The organism is Fischerella sp. (genome assembly GCF_013388695.1).
In the GTDB taxonomy this organism is placed as follows: domain Bacteria; phylum Cyanobacteriota; class Cyanobacteriia; order Cyanobacteriales; family Nostocaceae; genus PCC9605.
On the sequence record NZ_JACAEU010000013.1, the window covers coordinates 88,750 to 112,510 of the forward strand.

Consider the following 23,761-nt stretch of genomic DNA (forward strand, 5'->3'; position numbering starts at 1 on the left):
ACATGCACATGATATTTACAGTGTAAAACTAGATTATGCCTCCCGAAGCAGTAGAGAAAATTCTTGACTACTGCGAACGAAGGATAGCTGGGTTTCAACAATCTAATCACACTGGACTTATAGAAATCCGATGCTGCCCTTATCAAGGTCAGTACAAAGTCGAGTGCCGCTGCGGAGATTATCAATATTTCCCAATTGCACGAGAAGACCTAGCTGTCTGGAATACGCCTCCGCTGTCTAGACAGCGGGAAACCTTGGAAACCGTAGAACAGGTTCTAGCAAAACTTAATAGCGCATTATTTGAGACTTTTCGTCTACAGCAAGGTTATGCGACTATTTTGATCCTACATAGTGCAGATAACGGTCGATACGGGTTCCAGTTTTGGCCATCAGTAGTCCACGGAATAAAGCCCTGGAATTAAGCGTTGCCGATCTTGGAGTAATGGTAGCGCAGCTTCACCTCATGCATTTTTTGAATAAATCCGAATAATCTAATAAATCTCTGTTAACAGCTCATCGATGGGAACAACCACGACGGATGCTGCTGAAGCTTCAGCTTTGCACATCCGTTTTTTTTCTGCAATCAACAAAACAAAATAATCACTGGGAGAAAAAAGTGAATTTACTAAATAACCACAAATTTAACTGAATTCATCCTATGACAAATGAACCTTTGTCCTCCGATACTTCCCACTCTGAGCTTTACCTGAAAATGACACTGGATGTCTTCCAAGAACATCTGCGTCAGGCACGGCAGACCTTTAACCTCTCTGTTGTAGCACTCATAGTTTCCATTAGTATCAGTGCGATTGGTGCAGGTCTTCTAATTGGTGGCAAAGCCACTGAAGGAACAGTCACAGCAGCTACAGGGCTACTTTCAACAACATTCTGTACCCAAATTGCCAAAGAGTCGAGTGAAAAATTAGAGGAATTGACCGAAAATCTGAAGACTCTGCATCCTTCTTCCAAAGTTTAGTTGCTGAGTACTTTATTTTTTAATTCCCAAATCGCACACTTCCAGCACGACAATCTCTTAACCACGTCTTAATTCCTTCGGCAACAGCGCCGTTACTGCTATCTCGCGGGGGGGTCGGGGGATTTTTCTTTGGATAGGAACCAGTTTGAGAAAACATTGTCACCATCCACCAACCACTCTTGGCTTTTGTTAAAAATAACCAATGGAATTGTTGTAATTCTACGGCTTTTTCACCTACATACTGCCGCTCTAAAGTAGTAAAAAACACTTGTTCAACACCTTTGGAAGCGTTTTTTGATTCTGCGCCAGTATCTTCGGTTGGGTTTAGAGGTAGCGGTGTAAACTCTGGTTTTCCTGCGACTAGAATATAACCGTAAACGTCGGTTGACCTCTTGAGGCGGCGAGCGCGTTGAATAATTCGATTAGTATAACTAGGTAAATCGCGCAGAAGTTGCGTAGTTAATGTTTCTATATTTTGTTCTAAGCAAACAGACCTCACCCTATCTTTATCATTCTCCTGTGCTATCGGCAAGGGGTTAGGGGAGGTAAGGTTCTGCGCGAATGCTTGGTCATCAAGCCAATTTGAGATGAAAAACCAGAAGCCACAAGCTACAAGCCACAAGCCATACTTTTTCTTCCTAGCTTTGGACTTCATGTCACCGTTGCTAACTCGTCGCAAATTCTTTTCCAGGCTAACTCAGGTTCGGCAGCAGCAGTAATAGGACGACCAATGACGAGATAATTTGCTCCTGCTTGCAGTGCTTGCTTTGGAGTAAGCGATCGCTTTTGATCTCCTTTATCTGCCCAAGTAGGACGCACTCCCGGACAAACTAACACAAAGTCACTCCCGCAACTATCTCGCAACTGCGCTACCTCTTGAGGCGAACAAACCGCCCCATCTAATCCAGTTTCTTGCGCCATCAGTGCCATTTCTAAAGCATACTCTGGCAATTCTAAAGGAATCCTTAAATCAAACGCCAACTGTCGGGAAGAAATACTAGTTAACAGTGTAATCGCAATTAGCTTTGGTGGTTGTACACCCGCTTGTGCTGCCCCTGTTTGCACTCCATCCGTTGCTGCTTTCAGGGCATCTCTACCAGCTGTAGCATGAATAGTCAGCAAATCAACACCGTAATGTGCCGCTACACGGCAGGCACCAGCGACGGTGTTAGGGATATCATGAAACTTCAAATCCAGGAAAATTCGCTTTTGCCGGGATTTTAACTCTTGGAGAATCTTCGGCCCCGTACTAGTAAACAACTCTAAACCAACTTTCCAAAAGCTGACTTGTGGCAGTTGTTCGACAAGGGCGATCGCATCTGCCTCATCAGCCACATCTAAAGGCACAATAATTTTGTCATTCGTGTTCATTTTTGGTTATAACCTTGTGGTAGTTAGTAGTTAGTAGTTAGTAGTTGGTAGTTAGTAGTTAGTAGTTCTTTGACCACTATCCACTAACCACTATCCACTAACCACTATCCACTAACCACTATCCACTAACCATTCCCAATTACTCTACAAGTCGGACAAACTTATTTTTTCCCAATTGCAAAACTCGTCCATGCAATTCACCAGGTGCTTGGAAAGAGGCATCAACATCGGTGATGCGATCGCCATCTAGCCGCACGCCACCCTCTTGAATTTTCCGCTTTCCTTCCCCACCGCTTTTACACAAGCCGCTGACATTGAGAATATAGGATAATTTTGCCGGGAATTCTACTTTAGATAGAGAAAATTCGGGTACATCACCTGCTTCAATGTTGTTGACGGCTTCATGTCCGTGATACTGCCGGACTATTTCTTGCGCGAGCAATTTTTGGCGATCGCGTGGATTATCTGGCAGTTTTTCCAGCGGTAAATCCGTCAACAGTTCAAAATACTGTTCCAGCAAATGGTCGGGCACACCTTGCAACTTTTGATACTTCTGAGTTGGATGTTCTGATAATCCTACATAATTCCCTAAAGACTTAGACATTTTTTGCACGCCATCAGTGCCAATTAAAATCGGCAGCAGTAACCCAAATTGGGGTTTTTGTCCAAAATGGCGCTGCAAATCTCGCCCAACTGCTATGTTAAATTTCTGGTCAGTACCACCTAATTCCACATCTGCTTCGATAGCCACAGAATCAAAGCCCTGCATCAACGGATAAAGGAACTCATGTAGGAAAATTGGATTCTCTTTTTTATAACGTTCAGCAAATCCTTCTTTTGCTAGCATCTGCCCTACTGTCATGGTTGAAAGCAACTCCAAAATTTTTCCTAAATCCAGTTTGGAGAGCCATTGGGAATTGTACCTTACCTCTAACCTTCCAGGTGTGTCAAAATCCAATATAGGCCGCACTTGGTCAAGGTACGTCTGGGCGTTTTTCTCGACCTCTTCTTGGGTCAATTGGCGACGCACTTCGGATTTACCGCTAGGATCGCCTATGCGTGCCGTAAAATCACCAATGATTAGCACTGCTGTATGGCCAGCATCTTGAAACGCTCGCAGCTTTCGCATTGGTATGGTATGACCAAGATGAATCTCCGCACCCGTAGGGTCAATTCCATACTTGACCCTTAAAGGTCGGTCGGTTGTCGCCAAGCGCTTTTCTAAACTTTCAGTTTCACTGTCTGAGTCAGTTGGTTGTGGAAAAATTTCGACTACGCCACGACGTAACCAAGAAAAATTCTGCGCCATACTAATAGGATGTTGAATGTTATCAATGCTTTGCACTATAGAAGTTAAGTAGGTTATAGTCACTAGCAATGCTTCCGCTCTTTTATCTGCCAAACTAATATAATTGCAAAAAATTAACCGCCTTACTGCGCCAAAGAAATTATAGTTATATTTACAAGTGAGGAAGTGAGAACGCCGTGTCGTCTAGCACTTTTGAAGATAAGGAATCCCAAAATAGCCCTTCATCTGGCGTCGAGTTTTTGAAAGGAGTAGGTCAGGTAGCTGGCGGTACTTTACTATCAATCACCATGCTGGCGAGTTCTATTGTAGCGGGAGGGCTGGTTGGCTTAGCCATTAGTTTCCGCAATTTGCCCGATGTTAGGCAGCTACGCAGTTTTTTCCCTTCTGAAACTACTTACATTTATGACATCAAGGGCAAGTTGTTAGCCAGTATCCACGGTGAAGCCAACCGTGAAGTGGTACCCCTAGATAAAATTTCTCCGGAACTCAAACGGGCAGTGCTAGCAAGCGAGGATGGCGACTTTTACTATCACCACGGCATTAACCCCAAAGGTGTGGGGCGTGCAGTTATCACCAACTGGATAGCAGGTGGAGTGCGTGAGGGTGGTTCCACCATTACTATGCAGCTGGTGAAAAACCTGTTTTTGTCTCAGAGACGTGAATTTACCCGCAAGATAGCAGAGGCGGTATTGGCAATTCGCCTAGAACAAATACTTACAAAAGACCAAATTTTGGAAATGTACCTCAATCAAGTGTATTGGGGTCACAACAACTATGGTGTACAAACGGCAGCGCGCAGTTACTTTAACAAGTCGGCCGAATATTTAACCTTAGCTGAGTCGGCAATGATGGCGGGTTTGATCCAAGCGCCAGAACAATACAGCCCTTTTATCAGCATGGAAAAGGCCAAATACCAACAGAAAGAGGTTTTGGGGCGGATGCTCTCTTTGGGTTGGATCACGCAAAAAGAGTACGACGATGCCCTGCAACAAAAAATTAAGCTGGGTAGAATTAGGTCATTCCAAGGTAGCGCCCTGCCTTATATAACCAACGCTGTTTCCCAAGAGTTAGCGAGAAAATTTGGTCGCGAGGCGCTGCTAAAAGGCGGAATGCGGGTACAAACTACGGTTGACGCTAAGTTTCAAGCAATGGCAGAGGAGACTGTCAGTAAATGGCATAAAAGACTTCTCGGTCAAGGGTTATCTAAAAATCAAATTGCCCTTGTGGCAATTGACCCCCGCACCCATTATGTAAAAGCATTGGTGGGTGGTGTAGACTCCAGAACTAGTGAGTTTAACCGAGCAACTCAAGCTTATCGGCAACCAGGATCTGCTTTTAAACCCTTTGTTTACTACGCTGCTTTTGCTACTGGTAAGTACGGGCCAGAAACGGTGGTTTACGATACTCCAGTCAGTTACCGAGATGGCAGTGGTTGGTACAGCCCGAAAAACTACGATGGTAGTTATGGCGGCTCAATGTCAATTCGTACTGCTTTAAAGCTGTCTCGTAACGTCCCCGTAATTAAGATTGGCAAGGCTATAGGCATGAATAAAGTTGTCGAGACTTGCCGTACCTTGGGGATTATGAGTCCGATGGAGCCAGTGACTTCTTTGCCTCTTGGTGCTATTGGTGTAACGCCTTTAGAAATGGCATCCGCTTATGCTACCTTTGCCAATTATGGCTGGCAGTCACCGACAACGGTAATTGCCCGCGTCACTGATAGTCGTGGTAATGTGTTGCTAGATAATACTCCCAAACCCCAGCTAGTTTTGGAACCTTGGGCAGCAGCGGCAACTATCGATACGATGCGCTCGGTAATTACTGATGGTACTGGTAAAAATGCTGCTATTGGTCGCCCAGCTGCTGGTAAGACAGGAACTACTTCTTCAGAAAAAGATATTTGGTTTGTCGGTACTGTACCCCAGCTAACAACAGCTGTTTGGGTGGGCAGAGACGACAATAGACAATTGGCTCGCGGTGCGACAGGTGGTGTTATGGTTGCTCCCGTCTGGCGCGACTTTATGGTTAGGGCGCTCAAAGACGAGCCAGTGGAGAACTTCAAGCCTATTTCTCAGTTTCCTCGCCCTAAAAAGTAGAGGGACTAGGGATTATGGACTAAGGGACGATCAAAAATCAGAGATAGAAATTAAGAACTAGGATTTTGAATTTAGAGTTTTGATTTTAGAATAATGTCTCTCTAGCCCCTAGCTAGCTCTTAGCCCTTGGTTTCTAAGGCTGTTTTTCTAGCTCTGCTTTCATGCGCTCTAGAGTGAGTTGCATTTGGTCAAACATTTGTTGTGGTGTGACGCCAAACTGACTAAGCTGAGTTTTCAACTGCTGGATAGTCATTTGCGCCATAAAATCCTCCGATAGCTCGAATCGCTTCATAAAGACGCGATAGCGCTCCATCATTGCTTCCATTTGCTCAATAAACAGCTTTTTACCCTCGCGATCAAACTTGCCGTAACTATTGCCAAGTTTGATCAGCGCTTGATAATCTTCAAACAGCTGTTTCGCTTCTTGCTGAACAATCTCAGAGTCAAAGAATCCCATGTTGCTTCTATATCAAATGAGTACCGATGCTCAGTAGCTCACCTTTATCTTAAACTTATGTCTTTAGCTTTATTTTAGTCTAGGTAACTAACATCAGAAACAGACTTCGGTTAGAGTACGGTTTGTTACCGAGATATCAACACTTGACTGTTATTAGTCAAGAGTCCAGAGTCAAAACTCAAGGGTCATGAGATTTGGCTAGTAGCACCAGACTTAAATTAATACAATATATTCAGAGGTTGAAAGTTTGATAGCAGCAATGCTGATTTTATGAATGTCCTTTGCTACTATGGCTGTCTTGCCGTGAGAAATGTGGTAGTGGTAGGTTGATAAGAAAATGCTGACTAAGCGAAAAAGCCGGAGTGTTGCTGCAATTTTAGCTTTTGCTGGCACGCTGACAATTTCAGGTTTACATAAGTTTTATTTGGGACAGCCTCTGTGGGGTCTTTTATACCTATTGCTTTCTTGGACACCGATTCCCAAGGTAGCTAGTGCTATAGAGGGTGTTTGGTATTTAGCTCAGGATGAAGAAACCTTCGATCAGAATTTTAATCAAGGCAAGTCAGTGGTTCGTTCCGTGCAGTCAGGGGCAAATCAAGTTGGAGCGATCGCTGATGCTTTGCGTGAATTAGATGCTCTGCGTCAGGATGGACTAATTTCTGAATATGAATTTGAGCAAAAACGCCGTCAGTTACTCGACCAAATTTCTTGATTTGTTGGTAGTTAGTAGTTAGTAGTTAGTAGTTAGTAGTTAGTAGTTAGTAGTTAGTAGTCATAATCGGTTTTTTCCACTATCCACTATCCACTATCCACCAATACCATGAACCAAAACAGGCTGCCATTTACACTCAACCCTAGGCTGCAAAAACTACGTTCTAAACTGCTCAACGATCCTTACTACCGACTCCAATCAGCAGAGGAAATTGCGATCGCTGCATCCCTAGGCATCCGTATAGATGCTAATCAGGCAACTGTAGATGATTGGTTGCGCCTGCCAGGGTTATCGATTCACCAAGCGCGATCGCTTGTAGAACTTTCGCGTAGTGGTGTTAAATTTTACTGTATTGAAGATCTAGCTGCGGCTTTGAGTATATCGATACAGCGACTCAAGCCTTTAGAACCAATTCTAAATTTTAGTTATTACGATGACGAAGCTGTAAATAATATTACCTATGTGATTAATCCCAATACAGCAACGATTGAAAGCTTGCTAAAAGTACCGTTTATAGATGCGTCTCTGGCTCAAGCAGTAGTCGAAAACCGCCAATCAGCTGGGCTGTACCGTAACTTAGTAGATTTCCAGCAACGGCTAAATCTATCGGGTGATATCCTTGCCCAGCTGATGTATTATCTCAGATTTTAGGTGAAGGATTGTTAGTAGTTAGTAGTTAGTTGTTAGTAGTTAGTTGTTAGTTGTTAGTTGTTAGTTGTTTACCACTAACCACTAACCACTAACTATTTTTTAAACAAACCCAATTCGACTAAGCGGCCAAAAGCGAAACACTGCCCGACCAATGATATTTTTTCTTGGTAAAAAGCCCCAGTAACGAGAGTCATTACTATCGTTGCGGTTGTCTCCCATGACAAAAAACTCATTTTCAGGGACTTGTACTGGTGGAAACGGTTGATTTGGTGGTTCGGCAATGTAGTTTTCTTGTAAGGGTTTTCCGTTAATGTAAACTTTGCCACTATTAATGGCAACTATCTTACCTGGTTCCCCAATCACGCGTTTGATAAAAGCTTGGTCTTTGTGATATCCCCGTCGTTGGAGTTCTTCGGGAGGTTGAAAAACGATGATATCGCCTGAATGTGGAGGGTGAAAATAGTAAGAGACTTTTTCTACCACTAAGCGATCATCTGTATGTAAGGTTGGCACCATTGAATCTGAAGGGATGTAGCGAGGTTCGGCAATAAAAGTCCGGATTAAGAATGCTAAAACTAAGGCAATAGCTATCAAACCCAAATTTTCCCGCAAACTGCGTCCCACTCCTGACGATGCAGAAGCTTCTTTTGCATTACTTTCCTGAGGGGTCATACAAAATTTAAGAATTAGGTTCAAAAGTTAGACAAACACTTTAATTATTTTGACGCTAAGCTAAATATATCTTTAATAAGCAAGATATGTTTCACAAATTGCAAATTAATAAGTATCAGTACGTATATTTTATTTAGGCTTACTCAGGTATTTTTCAGACTATCAAAGCTAAATTATAGATTGAAATGTATAATTCAAGACAATACTTAGATTAGATGATAGAGAAAATAATTCAAAATCTTAGTCGAAAAATTTATAATTATCAGACAAGCTTTAGTATACTTTCAGTTTTTCCTCCTTATAAAAAGCTAATTGCCGACTGGTAAGATGATAGTCCCAGTCGGCTTTTTGTGGAAGTTAATAACTAGCGGCTCATTACATCTCTATTATCGCCCTACACCAATGTACTGGAAGCCAGCTCTCAACATTGTTTCAGGGTCGAGGAAGTTACGACCGTCAATCATGACCGGGTGGTTCATCAATTTTGCCATCTTAGCGTAGTCAAGATGGTTGAACTGTTGCCATTCGGTTACTAATACCAACGCATCACAACCATCGGCAAGTCTTTCTGGGTCTGTTTCTACCAGAACACCAGAAAGACCATCACGCAAACCAGATTGGGAAACAATCGGGTCATATGCCTTAACTTTAGCTCCCAGTCGATTCAACTGCTCGATCAGATTGAGTGCAGGGGCGTCGCGCATATCATCGGTATCAGGTTTGAAGGTAAGACCGAGTAATCCAACAGTTTTACCTTTAAGGATTTTCAGTGCTTGCTGGAGTTTTTCTACAGCAATTAGGCGCTGGCGTTGGTTGACGCAAACAGCAGCTTTGAGTAACTGTGCTTCGTAGCCGTAGTCATCAGCAGTGTGAATCAGCGCTGCTACATCTTTGGGGAAGCAGGAACCACCCCAACCAATACCAGCGTTTAAGAATTTATTACCGATGCGGGAGTCAAGACCGATGCCTTTTGCTACTTGGGTGACATCAGCACCAACGCGATCGCAAATGTTAGCTACTTCGTTAATAAAACTAATCTTGGTTGCTAAAAAGGCGTTAGCAGCGTATTTAATCATTTCTGCCGAACTGAGATCCGTTACCAGTACTGGCACTGGTGGTAAAGACTGGTCTTCAGCGTACTTGCGCTCTACAATTGGGGCATACAGTTCTTGCATCATGGCAGTTGCTTTCGAGCTATTGCCACCTAAAACAATGCGATCGGGATTGAATGTATCGTAAACTGCCGAACCTTCCCGCAAAAACTCTGGATTGCTAACTACATCAAACTCGGCTGTAATCTCAGGCAATTTTTCTTCATCGTGTCCCCCACCAACAGGCACTAGTGTTTTTTGGCGTTCGGCAATGCCATCTAGAACAATCATCCGTACCCAGTCACCAGAGCCAATAGGTACAGTAGATTTATTGACAATCACCTTATAGCCACCATTTAAGTGGGAACCAATGCCACGAGCAACAGCTTCAACGTAGCGAGTATCGCTTTCACCAGTGGGTAGAGGCGGTGTTCCTACAGCAATAAACAGAATCTCCCCGTGAGTGACTCCAGCACCGAGATCAGTTGTGAACTGGATCTTGCCATTAGCAATGGCAGTCTGCATGATTTCTGAGAGTCCCGGCTCGAATATAGGCGACTGCCCAGACTTCATTAATTTTACTTTTTCTTCGTTGTTATCTACACAAATGACATCATGCCCGATGTGAGCCAAGCAAGCACCTGTAACCAAGCCGACGTAACCAGTACCAATAACACAAACACGCATCTTATTCTAATTCCTCACTTTTTTGGGGTTAATTTTCTACGAATAAGTCCAGAGTCCAGAGTCAAGGGTCAAGAGTCAAGAGTAAATTTTTTGACTAATGACTATTGACTATTGACTATTGACCACTTTTTATACGATCGCGGAAATCTTCTACAGTCAGTTTTAACCCTTCTTGCAGAGGAACGGTAGGTTCCCAATTTAACCAGGTTTTCGCTCTGGTAATATCGGGGCGACGGCGGCGCGGATCATCAGCGGGCAGTGGTTGAAACTTAATCTCTGCATCTGGGTTGATTAGATTTTGGACTGCCTGGGCTAATTCTAAAATTGTGTATTCATCAGGGTTTCCTAGATTGACTGGTCCTGTGTAGTCATTATTCATTAATCGCATCAGCCCTTCTACTAAGTCTGAAACGTAACAAAAACTACGTGTTTGTGAACCATCACCGTATACGGTTAAAGGAATACCCCGCAACGCTTGAACTACCAAATTGCTCACTACCCGACCGTCATTTTCTAACATTCGAGGTCCATAGGTATTAAAGATGCGAGCAACTCTAATATCAACTTTATTTTGTCTGTAGTAATCAAATGCTAGTGTTTCAGCAATACGTTTGCCTTCGTCATAGCATGAACGAAGTCCGATGGGATTGACGTTACCCCTATATTCTTCGCTTTGGGGATGAACTTCTGGATCGCCGTAAACTTCACTTGTGGAAGCTAATAAAAAGCGTGCTTTCACGCGCTTAGCTAACCCCAACATATTCAACGTCCCCATAACGTTGGTTTTAACAGTTTTAACTGGGTTGTACTGATAATGTACTGGGGAAGCAGGACAAGCTAAATGGTAAATTTGATCGACTTCTAAGCGTATTGGTTCAGTAATGTCATGGCGGATAAGTTCAAAATAGGGGTGATTCATCCATTTAAGGATGTTACGTTTGTGACCTGTATAGAAATTATCCAAACAAATGACTTCGTGCCCGTCAGCTATTAGTCGGTCGATTAGATGGGAACCAATAAACCCAGCACCGCCCGTCACCAAAATTCTCATAGTTTTCCAAGTAGTTATAGATATTCAACAGCTGCTATTGTGCTTGTGCTTAGAGTACCCACTCAAAGAAAGAAAATACAGCACAAGTAAGAGTATCTAAAGAACTAATGTTAGTCAAATTTCCTTTGTATGTGAGTCTTTATGTTTATATTCAATTGCTGAACAATGCTTTAAGCAAAATTATCAAACATCTTCTGGAAATACCGATCTTTTCCCTAAGATTTCATGAAATCTTTAAAAATATAAAGTTTTTTAAAGTCGGAAATGTTGTTTGTTGTTTGTTGTTTGTTGTTTGGAAGCAACCACCGAACAACAACCAACAATCAACGAACAACAAATTACACAACTGCCGTAGAACCGGGAACACCCGCTGGTAGAACTGTTGATTGAGTGCGTTGTGGTTCCCCAAGCATGACAATAGAACAGGTAAGTTGTCTAGCTAACTGAGTTGTGACATCACTAATAGCTAAACCACCTGGACTAGTGCGATTACGTACAAAAGGTAGCACGACTAAATCATATAATCGTGCTGCCTGCAAGATGGCCTGAGCAACATTTTCATGAGCAATAATTTGAATCTCTGGTGGATTAGCTAAAGCTAATTTTGATACCAGTAGAGAAAGTTGCGATCGCCTCCACGCTATCTTGCTGGAACTAGTGCGGCGTTCGCATACATTCAACACGGTTACTTGCGCTTGATTTGCCTCTGCGAGCATCTGGGCAAATTGCATCGGTTGCAATGTTGGTGCCATTAAATTTTCTACTGGCACCAAGATCCGCTGAATTTTTTTCGGTGATTCTACCAAACGAGTCACCGCCACTGGGCAATGTGATGACCACAAAACACTATCAATCACATTACCGAATAAACGCGCCCTCAACCCAGTTCGTTTACCCCATCCCATCAAGATTAAATTAGCCTTTTGTTCGCGTGCCGATCTGCTAATTCCCTGTGCAAAGGCATCATCGATTCGCAGTAATGGTTCTGCTTCCACACCCAATACTTTACTCAAGGCCATAGCTTTAAGCAGCAAACGTTCGCTACGTTCTAGAGAGATCTCTAATTTAGGTGCATCCATATGAGCTGTTGCAGTGGCAATAGCTAACGGTATAATCCTGCCATTTGCCTGACGTGCCAATAACGCCGCCATTTCAATTAAATACTGCTGTGTTTGGGGATTATGGACTGGTACAACGATAGTAAAAGGAATGTTGTCTCTTTTTCCAGAATCGGTGTATGGTGGCGTTATTGACGGTTTTTCCTTCCCAATCGCGGAAGTCAAACCAACGGCAAACCGACTGCTCATCAACGAGCCTAGGGTTGATGTCAGCAACATTAAGGCGATCGCACTATTTAATACTGTTAGCGATAGCAACTTATTCTGATACGCGACTAAAGTTGCGGCTAATGTCACACCCACCTGGGGTAATGACAGCGACCACATAGTTAACATTTCCTGCCAGTTGTAATGATAAAGTAACTTCACCCCAAAAGCAGCGATAAATTTGCTGGCAATTAAACCTACTACAAGCAACAGCGTTAATTGAATGGTGGTGATACTGCTGAAAAGGGCAGGCAGATTAAAGAGCAGGCCTAAATGAACAAAGAAAATTGGGATGAATAGTACGCTGCCAACAAAAACCACTTTCTCTTTTACCGGGCCTTCGCCAACCGCCTCGTTTACTGCCAAACCAGCTAAAAAGGCTCCAACAATTTTTTCTACCCCAATCAATTGGGTACCTACGGCAGCAAGAAATACAGAAAGCAACACAAACAAGAATTGATTTCCCTCATCGTCTCCCGAACGCCGAAAAAATTCTTTGCCTGCCCAATTGCAGCCAAGCAAAACGATAATGGTGTAAATAATTAGTGAATTAAATAAAGGAATGCTCTGCCAAAAACCCAAATTGGCAGTGTTGGCAGCTAAACATAGGGCAAATACTAGTAGTGCGCCTAAGTTCGTTAAAACCGTGGCCCCAATAGTCGTACTGACTGCTTCGTTGTTTATTACTCCCAAGCGATTAATGAGGGGATATGCTAAAAGCGTGTGGGAAGCCAAAATAGAACCAACTAGTACAGCCTCATTCCAGCCAAAGCCAAAACTCCGACCGATCGAGATTCCCACCACCAGAGGTATACTGAAGCTCAAGCAGCCAAAGCCGAAAACTTGACTTTTTTGGCGGCGGAACTGCTCTAAGTCAATTTCTAAACCCGCTACAAACATCAAATAAATTAACCCAATGTCTGCAAGCAGGCTCATAACAGGCGATTCTGTCTGGAATATATTCCAGCCATAGGGGCCAAGTACTACCCCCGATAGCACTAAACCTACCAGTCCTGGTAGTCGTAGTCGCTCAAATACGACGGGTACGACTAAAATGACCACCAGCAGAATAGCAAAGGGAATAATGGGTTCCTTAGTGAGAACTTGGGCAGTATCTTCAACAGCAAGAACTTGTGAGATCAGTTCCATAGGTAGGAATTGCAGGGGTGATGGTGGGACTGTGATTCTCCTAGGGCAATCCTCGAATCACGATCAAAGGTCGGGGTATAAGGATTAAAGGGTGTAGAATAGCAAGAAATATCTTGTTCACTAAACCCCTACACCCCTATCCACTTACACCCCTAGTGACGAAATAACAGCAGAAGCTACCCGGACGATAAATATCAAAATTTTACTTACACTAACTAAGCAATTATCTAGGAACGAACTACCTATGGGTGGATTTGACTCAAAATGAACCGCAGGCGATCGTAGTCGTCTTTGAGCAATACGCTCAGGGTACGTCCGGCTTGGATGAGCCATTCTCGATCAGCTTTACGTAACTGATATACCTCGCGAATGGCTGCTGCGGTCAAAGAATCTACTGGCGCACCGTTGACAAAAAGCAGTGTCCGCAAAAAATCTAGCTGTTCGGTAAATTTAATTATCGCTTCACTTTCGCATCGATAAACTGGTTGATGAATTTGCGGTGGACGAGGAGGTAAATACTGATACAGTCGAGCACTAAAACCCCGTATATTGGAGCCTGTTGCAAAGCCTACGATCGCAGCACGGAATTCGGTTTTAAGCATGGCGAATATTTGGGGTTGTTCTTCTCGCAACTCCTGTAGCGACAATCCTAGAGCCACTGGTCTGTGTACGGAATCGATGGGCATTGTTGTGGCATGGTAGACCACAGCATACACTTGATTGCCTGATTCTTCATCCACGGAACAAACCCAACTGCCAAAGGGGGGCATAGGGGGAAAGCTTAAGTCTTCCGGTTCCAGACACTGGGCTAAAAACTCGCAAGTAGTAGTTTCTACCACCTCCGCAAAGTGGTTGGGGTGGCGATCGCCTCTGTTAAATTGTGGCAGGGGAAGACGCATAGTTATCAAAAGTCACGCATTCAAAAGTCACGCATTCAAAAGTCAAGAGTCACAATGTTATGAACTATTGACTCTTGACTCTGGACTTTGGACTATTTTGCTTTTTTACGTCCGGCTGTTGTCTCTACAGGTTCTAGTTCTGAGAGACGAAAGGTAACTAATTTATCCCAGTTACCACCTTCAAACAGTACGGCGACCTTGCCATCACTTACCCGTTGCACGAGTCCTTCATAGCGATAATAGGTATCTTTCGGATTCTTGACGCGAACAGTTGCTCCTGGCAGGATCATGATTTTTACTCTCTAGGTTTCCTGTTAATAGCTTAATACTTGTGACTGGTGATTTGTCATTGGTCATTTGTCCTTTGTCCTTTGTCAGTTTCCAATGACTAATGACTAATGACTATTGACTACGATTAATACTTCTGCTTTTGGCGAAAATTAGCCACAGACTCGACTATTCCCAAGGCAATAAAGTTTTTCAACATAGCAGAACGCCCGTAACTCATCCAAGGTAAGGGAATTCCTGCTACTGGCGCTAAACCAACAGTCATGCCAATGTTGACAATCATCTGAAACACGATCATGGAAAAAACACCAATAGCTAATAATGAGCCAAAATTATCTTTGGCAGTTTGGGCAACGTGTAACAGGCGCAGACAAATTAAGCAGAAGACAAAGAGCAATATCAAACAGCCAATGAAACCGAATTCTTCTCCCACGGCAGAGAAGATAAAATCTGTGTGCTGTTCGGGAACGAAATTCAACTGAGTCATCGGACCTTTGAAAAGACCCCATCCCCACCACTCACCAGCACCAATGGCAATACGAGATTGGATTTGGTGATAAGCAGCGCCGAGGGGATCGGCTTTGGGGTTCATGAATGAAGTGAGTCGGTCTTTTTGATACTCTTTGAGCACGTGGTTCCAAATAAACAGTCCTAATTCGCCACCCAGCATATTCAGACTCCATGCACCGATAGCGCCAAGGTTATATTTTCGCCAAGGGAGGGTACGCCAGCCAACAATCCCCATGATTACTGACCAAACTAACCCTAACGGGCCGAAAGTAATGTCTTTGGAGAAAGCGATCGCAAAGGGCCAGGGTATGCTAAACAAAATCGCGGCAAAAATCGGAGAAATCATTAGTATCAACCAGCCTGGGTTAGCATTTGCCCAGTACAACATCCCCAAGACGATCGCACCAAATACTAGTGATGTTGCCAAGTCTGGTTGCAAAAATACCAATCCCCAAGGAATGGCAGTAATTGCCAAAGCGCGGAAAACGCTATCAAGGCTAGAAGCAGTGCGTTTGTGTAGCAAAGCGGCTAGGGTGATAATGATCCCGATTTTGGCAAATTCTGAAGGCTGGATGTTGAAACCAAAGATGTTGATCCACCGTTGTGCGCCTTTAGCACTGTGACCAATTACCATGACTGCGATCAAGCTGATGTTGGTAATTGTGTATGTCACCCAATGCCATTGGAGTAGATTTTCATAACGAAAGCGAACCAGCAGCAAGGCGATCGCGCAACCAATAGCACCAATCAGCCAGTGCCACCACCAGTCGGTGAGTCCCTGGTTCAATTCGGTACTGCGGATCATGATGCCACCAAATATGGTCAAACCTACGGGCAAACAAAATAACAGCCAGTCCATTTGCTGCCAAGGTTTAAACCAATATTTCCAGCGAATTTGCAAGAGGGGAGAGCGTGACCTTTTTAACAACATGGGGGGATTTGAGACTTTAGTTTTTAGATTTTAAATTTACTGACTACTAAAAGTCTGTATTCCGACCCATAGTTTGTTACCCAGACAAAAATTACAATTTCTTATGTAAGGGCAGCAACTGATACTTTGCCTGCGATTATTTGGGCGATCGCCTTGAATGCTTTGGCACTGGCTGAATCTGGATCGGCTGCAACTATTGGTACACCGCTGTCTCCGCCGATACGCGTGGAAATTTCTAATGGTATGCACCCCAACAACGGCACTCCCAACTCTGCCGCTGTTTTAGAGCCACCACCAGATCCAAAAATGTCATACTGCTTATCTGGCATATCCGGGGGAATGAAATAACTCATGTTTTCTACTATCCCCAAGACAGGTACGTGCATCTGCTGAAACATTCGCAAACCTTTGCGAGAATCTAACAAAGCGACAGTTTGCGGTGTCGTTACAATCACTGCTCCTGCCATTGGCACTGCTTGTGTCAATGTTAACTGAGCATCCCCTGTTCCCGGTGGCATATCGACAATCATATAGTCCAGTTCTCCCCATTGCACTTGATAGAGAAACTGGCGAATTACCCCATTCAGCATTGGCCCGCGCCAAATCACGGGTTGGTCACGGTCAATCAAAAAGCCCATTGATACTAGTTTGACGCCATGATTGAAAGCAGGCTCCAATACTTCTCCTTTCTCCGAGGAGCGCACCACAATCTGAGCGTCAGCTAATCCCAGCATCGTAGGATCGTTAGGCCCGTAAATATCCGCGTCGAGCAAACCTACCTTCGCCCCAGATTGTGCCAGAGCGACTGCTACATTCACAGCCACCGTACTTTTACCGACGCCGCCTTTACCACTAGAAATGGCGATAATATTCTTTACACCAGTCACGCCTGTGCGATCGGGTAAACTTTTTTGCTGGGGTGTTTCTGCTGTTACTTCTACGGATACATCCGTAACCCCTGGTAGAGTTTTCACCGCTTTTTGACAGTCTTCCACGATGAATTCACGTAACGGGCAGGCAGGTGTAGTCAACACCAAAGTAAAATTTACTTTGCCTCCGTCAATTTTAATGTTGCGAATCATATTCATTTCTACCAGACTTTTGCGGAGTTCTGGGTCTTGTACCGGTCGCAACACTTCTAAGACTGAGCGAGAATCGAGGACATTATTCATAGTGTTTTTACCCTTACTGCCGCAACATTATTTAACAAACAGCAATGATTATCTAGTTATCTACTTGCATCTTAATTGGAAATTGTTATTAGTTAGTAGTTAGTGGTTAGTAGTTTGCCACTCCCCACTAACCACTATCCACTAACCAATACCTAAAAATCAAAACAACTATCCTTGAGTGGTTTCCCTTTCCCTGAAACTGCTGATAATGTCCCTTTTTCAACTGCCTCGATTAAAGCTTTGGCGACGCGATCGGCGTAAGGACGAGAAAATGACCAAATCAAGGGCGATAACCAACCGCGTAGTGTAACAGAATATGACAAATAGGTACCGCAAAGGGTAGACTCTATAGTGTAAGTGATTCGTTCTTCAACACCAGGAATCGCCAATATTCTGATACTCAGTAACTCTCTGGGATTGACGCGCTCTACAAAAATACGTATCGGAATTGGTGAAAAACGTGTCACCGCTTGATAAATTAATCCTGGTTTGGGTACTAATCCATAAGGGACGTTCGTGCTTTTGAGAAGTGGATGCCAGGAGACGTCTGCCAAGTTAACTAGCTTTTGCCACAGTTCATCAACAGAAGCAGAACTAATCTCGCGATAAGTTCGTATTAGAGAAGCGCAAAACCGACGACGTTTGCGGTGGATGAAGTTGGGCAACCAAGCTCGCATTTTCCTAATCCTCTTCGCTACATGCTTTCTGGTAACTCTTGCATGATGAATGGGGATTGGTGATTGGGGATTGGGGATTGGGGATGGGGTAAAGGGTAAAGGGTAAAGGAATATTACTACCCTTTCAGCCTTCCTCCTTTACCCTTCCCCCTCTTGTTTTTTCCCATGCCCTTTGTCCCATGCCCCTTAACCCTTTCCAGTCCCTAGTTCTTAGTCTCTAGTCCCCATTCTCCTTGAAACTTCTGATGCCTGAGGTAACAACCCTGCAAGAGAAACCATATTTTTTCTACTTTTTATAAATACTATTAATCAGCACCCGATATCTTCCTACCTACTGCGGAAATGCACAGAAAAATTTGGTGTGCGATTATACTGTTTTACTTTGATTTTGGTGAATAGGGTCTCCACAGTAAAATTTGGGCTAAATTCAGACATAGCATTTAGGTTTTACCAAAGTAATTTTTTTGTCAAAGTAGCCCGCTTTTGAATTACTTACAAGGTCAAAAGTGCTTATAGACTAATTCGCCAAAGTAGAGTATTCATACCAAAATATTTACATTTAGAAAAGAAGTTGAAAAAAAATCAATCAATATACAAGCCTATACGCATTTGAGAGAAAATAACTCTAGTCATGCCCACCCACTGCCTGAATGCTTGATCCTCAAGAGAAAAGCAAGGTAGGCATTTTTAGCCGAACTGTTGGCTGCTGCTGTGGTGGGTTCTTAGTTAAAAAATTGTTGCTTTTTGCAAATAGTTATTTAGGTTGTTGAATTTATGGTGACTAACTCTCAAAGACCGGCTTTACCAGTAGAATCATCTGCATCTTTACCACCAACTGACGCTAAAGCTAGGGTCAGTCAGTTTATGAAAAGTTTACAAGACGAAATTACCCAAGCTTTAGAAAAATTGGATGGTGTAGGTAAATTTCAGGAAGATTCTTGGGAACGTCCGGAGGGAGGCGGTGGGCGATCGCGCGTGATGCGAGAAGGCGCAATCTTTGAACAAGGTGGTGTAAATTTTTCTGAAGTTTGGGGTTCCCATTTACCGCCTTCAATTCTCGCACAACGCCCAGAAGCAAAAGGACATGATTTCTATGCCACAGGCACTTCAATGGTGTTGCATCCCCGCAATCCTTACGTACCCACCGTTCACCTCAATTATCGCTATTTTGAAGCAGGCCCGGTATGGTGGTTTGGTGGTGGTGCCGATCTGACCCCCTATTATCCCTTTGCTGAAGATGCCATTCATTTCCATCAAACATTCAAGCAAGCCTGTGATGCTCATCACTCAGAGTATTACCCAGTCTTTAAACGCTGGTGTGATGAGTATTTTTACTTAAAGCATCGGGGGGAGACGCGGGGCGTTGGTGGTCTGTTTTTTGATTATCAAGATGGTCAAGGTGCTTTATATCGCGGTCCTCATACTGATAGCGAAGCTGCTAAGTACAGCAACCAATTGGGAACTATTGCACCACGCAGTTGGGAAGATTTGTTTGCCTTTGTGCAAAGCTGCGGCAAAGCCTTTTTAAGCGCCTACCTACCAATCGCAGAGCAGCGACACAAGATGGAATATGGCGATCGCCAACGCAATTTTCAACTGTACCGCCGGGGACGGTATGTAGAATTTAATCTAGTTTATGACCGAGGTACAATTTTTGGACTGCAAACCAACGGTCGTACCGAATCAATTTTGATGTCCCTACCTCCCCTAGTACGGTGGGAATACGGCTACAAGCCTGAGCCAAACTCACCCGAAGCCGAGTTGTACGAAACCTTCCTCAAACCTCAAGACTGGGTAAACTGGACACCAAGCCATACGTAAAGAGTGTGAGTTAAACTACTAAAGGAAAGCACTAAGCAATCAAGGTGACAGTTGTTGCTGTAGCTTGCTAATTTCAAGCTACAGAATCAATCCACCCGTTGCAAGTGAGTAACATAATTAACCAATACCATTCCGTCCATCTCCTTTCAACTAAAAGGGAGAAGTGATTATGGGGATGTTAGTGGTTAGTAGATAGTGGATAGTGGGAACTAACTACTAACTACTAACTACTAACTACTAACTAATAGTCAATTTTGAGAATGCCAAGGGGAGGCTCAGTGATCGACATAGACCAAAAAACTTATACAACTCAGGACGGTAATACCGTTATCGTCTTGACACCCACAGGCCGCCTGGATATCACCACAGCATGGCAATTTCGCTTGAAATTGCAGGAGTGTATTTCCAAACTCAGCCGTCATGTGGTTGTGAATTTAGGTCATGTGAATTTTATTGACAGTTCTGGGCTGACTTCTCTGGTGGCAGGAATGCGCGATGCTGATAAAGTTAAAGGCAGTTTTCGTATCTGTAATGTCCACCCAGAAGCCAAACTGGTGTTTGAAGTAACGATGATGGACACGGTGTTTGAAATCTTTGAAACGGAGGAGGAAGCTTTAGAAGGTGTACCTCGTAGTATTGCCAGCTAGTTCAAAGTCAAATATGAATAGTGAAGAGTCCAAAATAGAGACACTTCATAATTCATAATTCATAATTTAGTACTGTTTTCGCTTGGTGTAGCGATAAGGCCCTAAAATCGCTCCCCAAGTAGCCCCTCCGGTATTAGGATCAATTCCTTTGTCATAACTATGCAATTTTTCCTGAGTCACGTCAAACCCCAAAGAAACTTGTACAGTATTGCCAGCATAACTAAAGCAGCAACGAGTTTCTGGAGGTGGGGTAGCAGTAAACTGATAGCTGTTGGCAGCTAGTGTTTGCTGAGTGACGTTGAGAATGCAACCAGGTAGTAAATCTAATTGTTCAGGCTTGAGGGTGTGAAGTAACGAGGGGTTTAGACCAGCGCCACGCAACGCTGTTGGATCTTTGGGCATATAGTATTGTACATTTAGAGGTGCATCAAGTTCACCCCCTGACCTGAGCCGCATAATCCGTTGGCGGTAGGGTTGATCCAATTTCACAATATTGGCTTGTTCTGCAAATAATGTCAGGCTGTCTTCTGGAAACAGAGGAACAGGTATTTGCCACAGACGCAAGTGGACATACCAAGCAGGTTCTGCTAGAGCTTGTTCTCGATTATCAAATTCACCAGCTAAGTAATTAGCGAGGCAGAGTAACTGTGGCGAGAAGGTCATAAATCTAAAGCGTATTCACAAGTTATTATAATTTGTGCGTGCTTCCCAAGGGAAGAGGGATTAAAAGCTATATGGTCTTGCCATGTGTTATGACTTTTGGTAACTAAAGTGTAACTTAATACAAAAATATAAATAAAACCTCCTGCTAAGAGGAGGTTGTTTATTTTTAATATTGAAATTTAATTCTTAGAGGTCATTTATAAAGTAAAAATAAAATTTTTGTAGGGGAGCCACTGCGTTGGGCAGCTCTGCCGACTTGTAGCAAGTGGCGTTGTGTTAGGCGCATATTTCGGTATGATTTGTCACGAAAAACACGATCAAAGTGCCTAACGCACCATGTTAGATAGTGGTGCGTGATAGCAAAGCCGTAACACACCCTACTTAAAATTTACCCCGTTGCTGAATGAAGGGATGATATCATTTATGTAAGTACAATATAAACTGTATAGAGTAAAAATGCTGTTGCATGAAGCGGTAAAAATTCTAGTTAGCTAAGCTTGCGCGATCGCGTTATTTAACCCTTCATCATTGGAGGGTTTTTTTAGATACAATGATCATTTATACTTTTTTGATCTTGTCAGGCAGCTTGCAGTTTGCAAAATTTTTTAGAAAATCAATTTATAAATTTCATAGATACTAAAAGCACGCGAAACAAGCGTAAAATTAACCTAAGATTAAGCACTTACCTAGAAAAATAATAGAAATTAGCTTCAAGATAGCTAAAACCCTTGATATTATGTCGTTAACCCGTACTGTATCCGATACAAAGCGAGCTTTCCACACTCTCCACACCCGTCCGATCAACACTATTTATCGGCGGGTAGTAGAGGAATTAATAGTAGAAATGCACCTACTGTCAGTAAATGTCGATTTCAGCTACAATCCTATTTATGCCTTGGGCGTCGTCACTTCCTTTGACCGCTTTATGCAAGGCTACCAGCCAGAACAGGATAAAGAGTCGATATTTAATGCTCTGCTACGGGCAACAGAGGCAGATCCGCAAATCTACAGACAGGATGCTCAACGCTTGCAAGATATTGCCAAAAGTCTGTCAACTCAAGATTTAATTGCCGCTTTAAGCCAACAAACTCAATTAAATCGTGATGCTGACTTACAAGCACATCTACAAGCGATCGCCAACAACCCCAACTTTAAATACAGCCGCTTGTTTGCGATTGGTTTATTCTCTTTACTAGAACAGTCAGACCAAGAATTGGTCAAAGACGAAAAAAAACGTACTGAAGCACTGAAAAGCATTGCTGCTGGCTTGCACTTATCAGATGACAAACTCAACAAAGATTTGGAACTTTACCTTTCTAACGTAGATAAGATGTCGCAAGCACTAGTGGTAATGGCAGATTTGCTTTCAGCCGATCGCAAAAAACGCGAACAACGCAATCAAAAATCAAATACTACCGTTACTCCCCCAAAGAATAACGAATAGTGATGAGCGCCCTTTGCGGGTGCTTCTCGCTTCTAAGTAGGACGGCGTAATTAATTAAAGGTTTGTAGTGTAGACGCTCGTAGAGCGGCTACTTGCAGAAGTCGCTACGCGCCTACCCGTAGGGTGGACTTTAGTCCTCAAAAAAGGGCTAAAGCCCTTACTACGAACTTATTTCAATAATTTTACGTTACTTAAAATGGTTTGATTTATTTCCGCCGGCTTACTTAGGTTAGAGGAAACAATAGCTGAAGTTCGCTTTATCACTATTAAGAGTGCCAGCGCACCAAAGATAGTGGAGTTTTTTCTATAGCCAGAACTTAATTTGATTTAAGCTTTACTGATGTAGAGACACTCCTAGGGGCATCTCTACCAAACACGTTAGTTTTAATTTCCTTGTTGATTTGGAGCTGTGGGCTGTTGCAAAGAAGTGCCAGGATTAATAGGAAAGGGAATTGAATTGGGTTGATTAAGGTCAGAGTTACCTTGGGGATTGAAGGGAGCCGTTGGTAGTGTACCAGGATTGATCGGCAAAGAAGGAACAGGAGCACCTGGGAGAGAATTCGGCGATTTTTCTGAAGAACCGGGTATAATTCCTAAAGAAACGCGATCGCCACCTACTTGCCGCAGCAAATCTAGTAATTCTATGACATCGTTATAAGTTGCTGAACGTGAGGCATTCAATACTAAAGTACCGTTAGGATTTTCTTGCAGATACTGTCTTAAAATATCTGCCAGCTGTTCGCGTTTGATTGGTTGTTTTTCTACATAGGTTTGACCAACAGCATCAATAGTCACGGGTAATATTTGTCGTCCTTGGGGTAAATTAACACTGCCTGCCGTAGATGAGCTAGCTTTGGGCAAATCAACGTTAATTACTTGCTGCCGAGTAAATTGCAAAGATGCCAAAATGAAAAACGTCAAGATACAAAAAATGACGTCAATTAAGGGAATAATTTGAACTTGAGCTTCTTCAATGGGAGTATGCAAGTTAATTTTCATCGTCTCGCTCTTATGCTAGATTGCAATGGAATATTTGACAATTCGTAGTCAGGGTAAGCTCATCTAATTTAGTATAAAAATAGCTTGACAAATTAAACAAGACAAGAATAATCAGCGGTGTAAAAAACGTACTTGACATCAGAGCAAGATAAGTGAGATGACT

23 protein-coding genes are annotated in these 23,761 nt (G+C 43.2%); 8 read left to right on the forward strand and 15 right to left on the reverse strand.

Annotated elements, in window-relative coordinates; all coding sequences use genetic code 11:
* The first annotated feature begins 35 nt into the window (after positions 1-35).
* Positions 36-422 carry a hypothetical protein gene (locus tag HXY43_RS02245; protein WP_026730966.1) on the forward strand — a complete coding sequence of 129 codons (387 nt, stop codon included), beginning with the start codon at positions 36-38 and terminating at the stop codon, positions 420-422.
* A 236-nt stretch (positions 423-658) separates the two neighbouring features.
* On the forward strand, positions 659-976 hold the full coding sequence (locus HXY43_RS02250; RefSeq protein ID WP_290879384.1) for a hypothetical protein: 318 nt from the start codon (positions 659-661) through the stop codon (positions 974-976).
* A gap of 19 nt (positions 977-995) precedes the next feature.
* Here the strand turns inward: HXY43_RS02250 and HXY43_RS02255 are convergent, their stop codons facing one another.
* From HXY43_RS02255 to tyrS, 3 genes are all read right to left on the reverse strand, one after another.
* Positions 996-1,631 (reverse strand): hypothetical protein, encoded by a 636-nt coding sequence (locus tag HXY43_RS02255; protein WP_290879387.1) that lies wholly within the window; start codon positions 1,629-1,631, stop codon positions 996-998.
* Complete coding sequence (gene pyrF / locus HXY43_RS02260; RefSeq protein ID WP_290879390.1) at positions 1,628-2,347, reverse strand: orotidine-5'-phosphate decarboxylase; 720 nt, start codon at positions 2,345-2,347, stop codon at positions 1,628-1,630. The genes HXY43_RS02255 and pyrF overlap by 4 nt, the downstream gene beginning before the upstream one ends.
* 139 nt (positions 2,348-2,486) lie before the next feature.
* A complete protein-coding gene (gene tyrS, locus HXY43_RS02265) occupies positions 2,487-3,656 on the reverse strand; it encodes a tyrosine--tRNA ligase (RefSeq protein ID WP_290879439.1) in 1,170 nt (389 codons plus the stop codon).
* A 176-nt stretch (positions 3,657-3,832) separates the two neighbouring features.
* Here tyrS and HXY43_RS02270 point away from each other — a divergent pair, with 176 nt between their 5' ends.
* Complete coding sequence (locus HXY43_RS02270) at positions 3,833-5,752, forward strand: transglycosylase domain-containing protein (RefSeq protein ID WP_290879393.1); 1,920 nt, start codon at positions 3,833-3,835, stop codon at positions 5,750-5,752.
* Positions 5,753-5,885: 133 nt separating this feature from the next.
* Here HXY43_RS02270 and HXY43_RS02275 read toward each other — a convergent pair whose 3' ends face one another.
* Positions 5,886-6,209 (reverse strand): DUF1825 family protein, encoded by a 324-nt coding sequence (locus HXY43_RS02275; RefSeq protein WP_026730971.1) that lies wholly within the window; start codon positions 6,207-6,209, stop codon positions 5,886-5,888.
* Between the two features lie 337 nt (positions 6,210-6,546).
* Between HXY43_RS02275 and HXY43_RS02280 the strand changes: the two genes are divergently transcribed.
* Together HXY43_RS02280 and HXY43_RS02285 are read left to right on the forward strand one after the other, a co-directional pair.
* On the forward strand, positions 6,547-6,921 hold the full coding sequence (locus HXY43_RS02280) for an NINE protein (protein WP_026730972.1): 375 nt from the start codon (positions 6,547-6,549) through the stop codon (positions 6,919-6,921).
* Positions 6,922-7,029: 108 nt separating this feature from the next.
* Positions 7,030-7,572, forward strand: coding sequence for a ComEA family DNA-binding protein (locus HXY43_RS02285; protein WP_290879398.1), 543 nt, complete (start codon positions 7,030-7,032; stop codon positions 7,570-7,572).
* 99 nt (positions 7,573-7,671) lie between these two features.
* Here HXY43_RS02285 and lepB read toward each other — a convergent pair whose 3' ends face one another.
* From lepB to HXY43_RS02330, 9 genes are all read right to left on the reverse strand, one after another.
* Positions 7,672-8,244: a signal peptidase I gene (gene lepB / locus HXY43_RS02290; protein ID WP_290879400.1), complete on the reverse strand. Its 573-nt coding sequence runs from the start codon at positions 8,242-8,244 to the stop codon at positions 7,672-7,674.
* Between the two features lie 386 nt (positions 8,245-8,630).
* Complete coding sequence (locus tag HXY43_RS02295) at positions 8,631-10,022, reverse strand: UDP-glucose/GDP-mannose dehydrogenase family protein (RefSeq protein WP_290879403.1); 1,392 nt, start codon at positions 10,020-10,022, stop codon at positions 8,631-8,633.
* Between the two features lie 115 nt (positions 10,023-10,137).
* Entirely contained in the window at positions 10,138-11,073 is a 936-nt protein-coding gene (locus HXY43_RS02300; RefSeq protein ID WP_290879406.1) for a UDP-glucuronic acid decarboxylase family protein, read from the reverse strand.
* A 338-nt stretch (positions 11,074-11,411) separates the two neighbouring features.
* Positions 11,412-13,547 (reverse strand): cation:proton antiporter, encoded by a 2,136-nt coding sequence (locus tag HXY43_RS02305; protein WP_290879408.1) that lies wholly within the window; start codon positions 13,545-13,547, stop codon positions 11,412-11,414.
* Between the two features lie 242 nt (positions 13,548-13,789).
* The gene (locus tag HXY43_RS02310; RefSeq protein WP_290879411.1) at positions 13,790-14,446 is read right to left on the reverse strand and encodes a hypothetical protein; all 657 of its coding nucleotides are present in this window, start codon (positions 14,444-14,446) and stop codon (positions 13,790-13,792) included.
* Between the two features lie 92 nt (positions 14,447-14,538).
* Positions 14,539-14,736, reverse strand: coding sequence for an NAD(P)H dehydrogenase subunit NdhS (locus HXY43_RS02315; RefSeq protein ID WP_290879413.1), 198 nt, complete (start codon positions 14,734-14,736; stop codon positions 14,539-14,541).
* A gap of 125 nt (positions 14,737-14,861) precedes the next feature.
* Entirely contained in the window at positions 14,862-16,175 is a 1,314-nt protein-coding gene (rodA, locus tag HXY43_RS02320) for a rod shape-determining protein RodA (RefSeq protein WP_290879415.1), read from the reverse strand.
* Between the two features lie 101 nt (positions 16,176-16,276).
* The gene (locus HXY43_RS02325) at positions 16,277-17,347 is read right to left on the reverse strand and encodes an Mrp/NBP35 family ATP-binding protein (RefSeq protein WP_026730982.1); all 1,071 of its coding nucleotides are present in this window, start codon (positions 17,345-17,347) and stop codon (positions 16,277-16,279) included.
* A 152-nt stretch (positions 17,348-17,499) separates the two neighbouring features.
* Positions 17,500-18,024 carry a hypothetical protein gene (locus tag HXY43_RS02330; protein WP_026730983.1) on the reverse strand — a complete coding sequence of 175 codons (525 nt, stop codon included), beginning with the start codon at positions 18,022-18,024 and terminating at the stop codon, positions 17,500-17,502.
* A gap of 774 nt (positions 18,025-18,798) precedes the next feature.
* On the opposite strand from HXY43_RS02330, the gene hemF reads away from it, so the two are divergent.
* Entirely contained in the window at positions 18,799-19,845 is a 1,047-nt protein-coding gene (hemF, locus tag HXY43_RS02335; protein ID WP_290879419.1) for an oxygen-dependent coproporphyrinogen oxidase, read from the forward strand.
* Positions 19,846-20,123: 278 nt separating this feature from the next.
* Positions 20,124-20,492, forward strand: coding sequence for an STAS domain-containing protein (locus tag HXY43_RS02340; protein ID WP_290879422.1), 369 nt, complete (start codon positions 20,124-20,126; stop codon positions 20,490-20,492).
* 66 nt (positions 20,493-20,558) lie between these two features.
* Here the strand turns inward: HXY43_RS02340 and HXY43_RS02345 are convergent, their stop codons facing one another.
* Positions 20,559-21,155 carry a chromophore lyase CpcT/CpeT gene (locus HXY43_RS02345; RefSeq protein ID WP_290879424.1) on the reverse strand — a complete coding sequence of 199 codons (597 nt, stop codon included), beginning with the start codon at positions 21,153-21,155 and terminating at the stop codon, positions 20,559-20,561.
* 736 nt (positions 21,156-21,891) lie between these two features.
* On the opposite strand from HXY43_RS02345, the gene psb29 reads away from it, so the two are divergent.
* The gene (gene psb29, locus HXY43_RS02350) at positions 21,892-22,599 is read left to right on the forward strand and encodes a photosystem II biogenesis protein Psp29 (protein ID WP_290879427.1); all 708 of its coding nucleotides are present in this window, start codon (positions 21,892-21,894) and stop codon (positions 22,597-22,599) included.
* A 384-nt stretch (positions 22,600-22,983) separates the two neighbouring features.
* Here psb29 and HXY43_RS02355 read toward each other — a convergent pair whose 3' ends face one another.
* Positions 22,984-23,598: a biopolymer transporter ExbD gene (locus tag HXY43_RS02355; RefSeq protein WP_290879429.1), complete on the reverse strand. Its 615-nt coding sequence runs from the start codon at positions 23,596-23,598 to the stop codon at positions 22,984-22,986.
* Between the last annotated feature and the right edge of the window lie 163 nt (positions 23,599-23,761).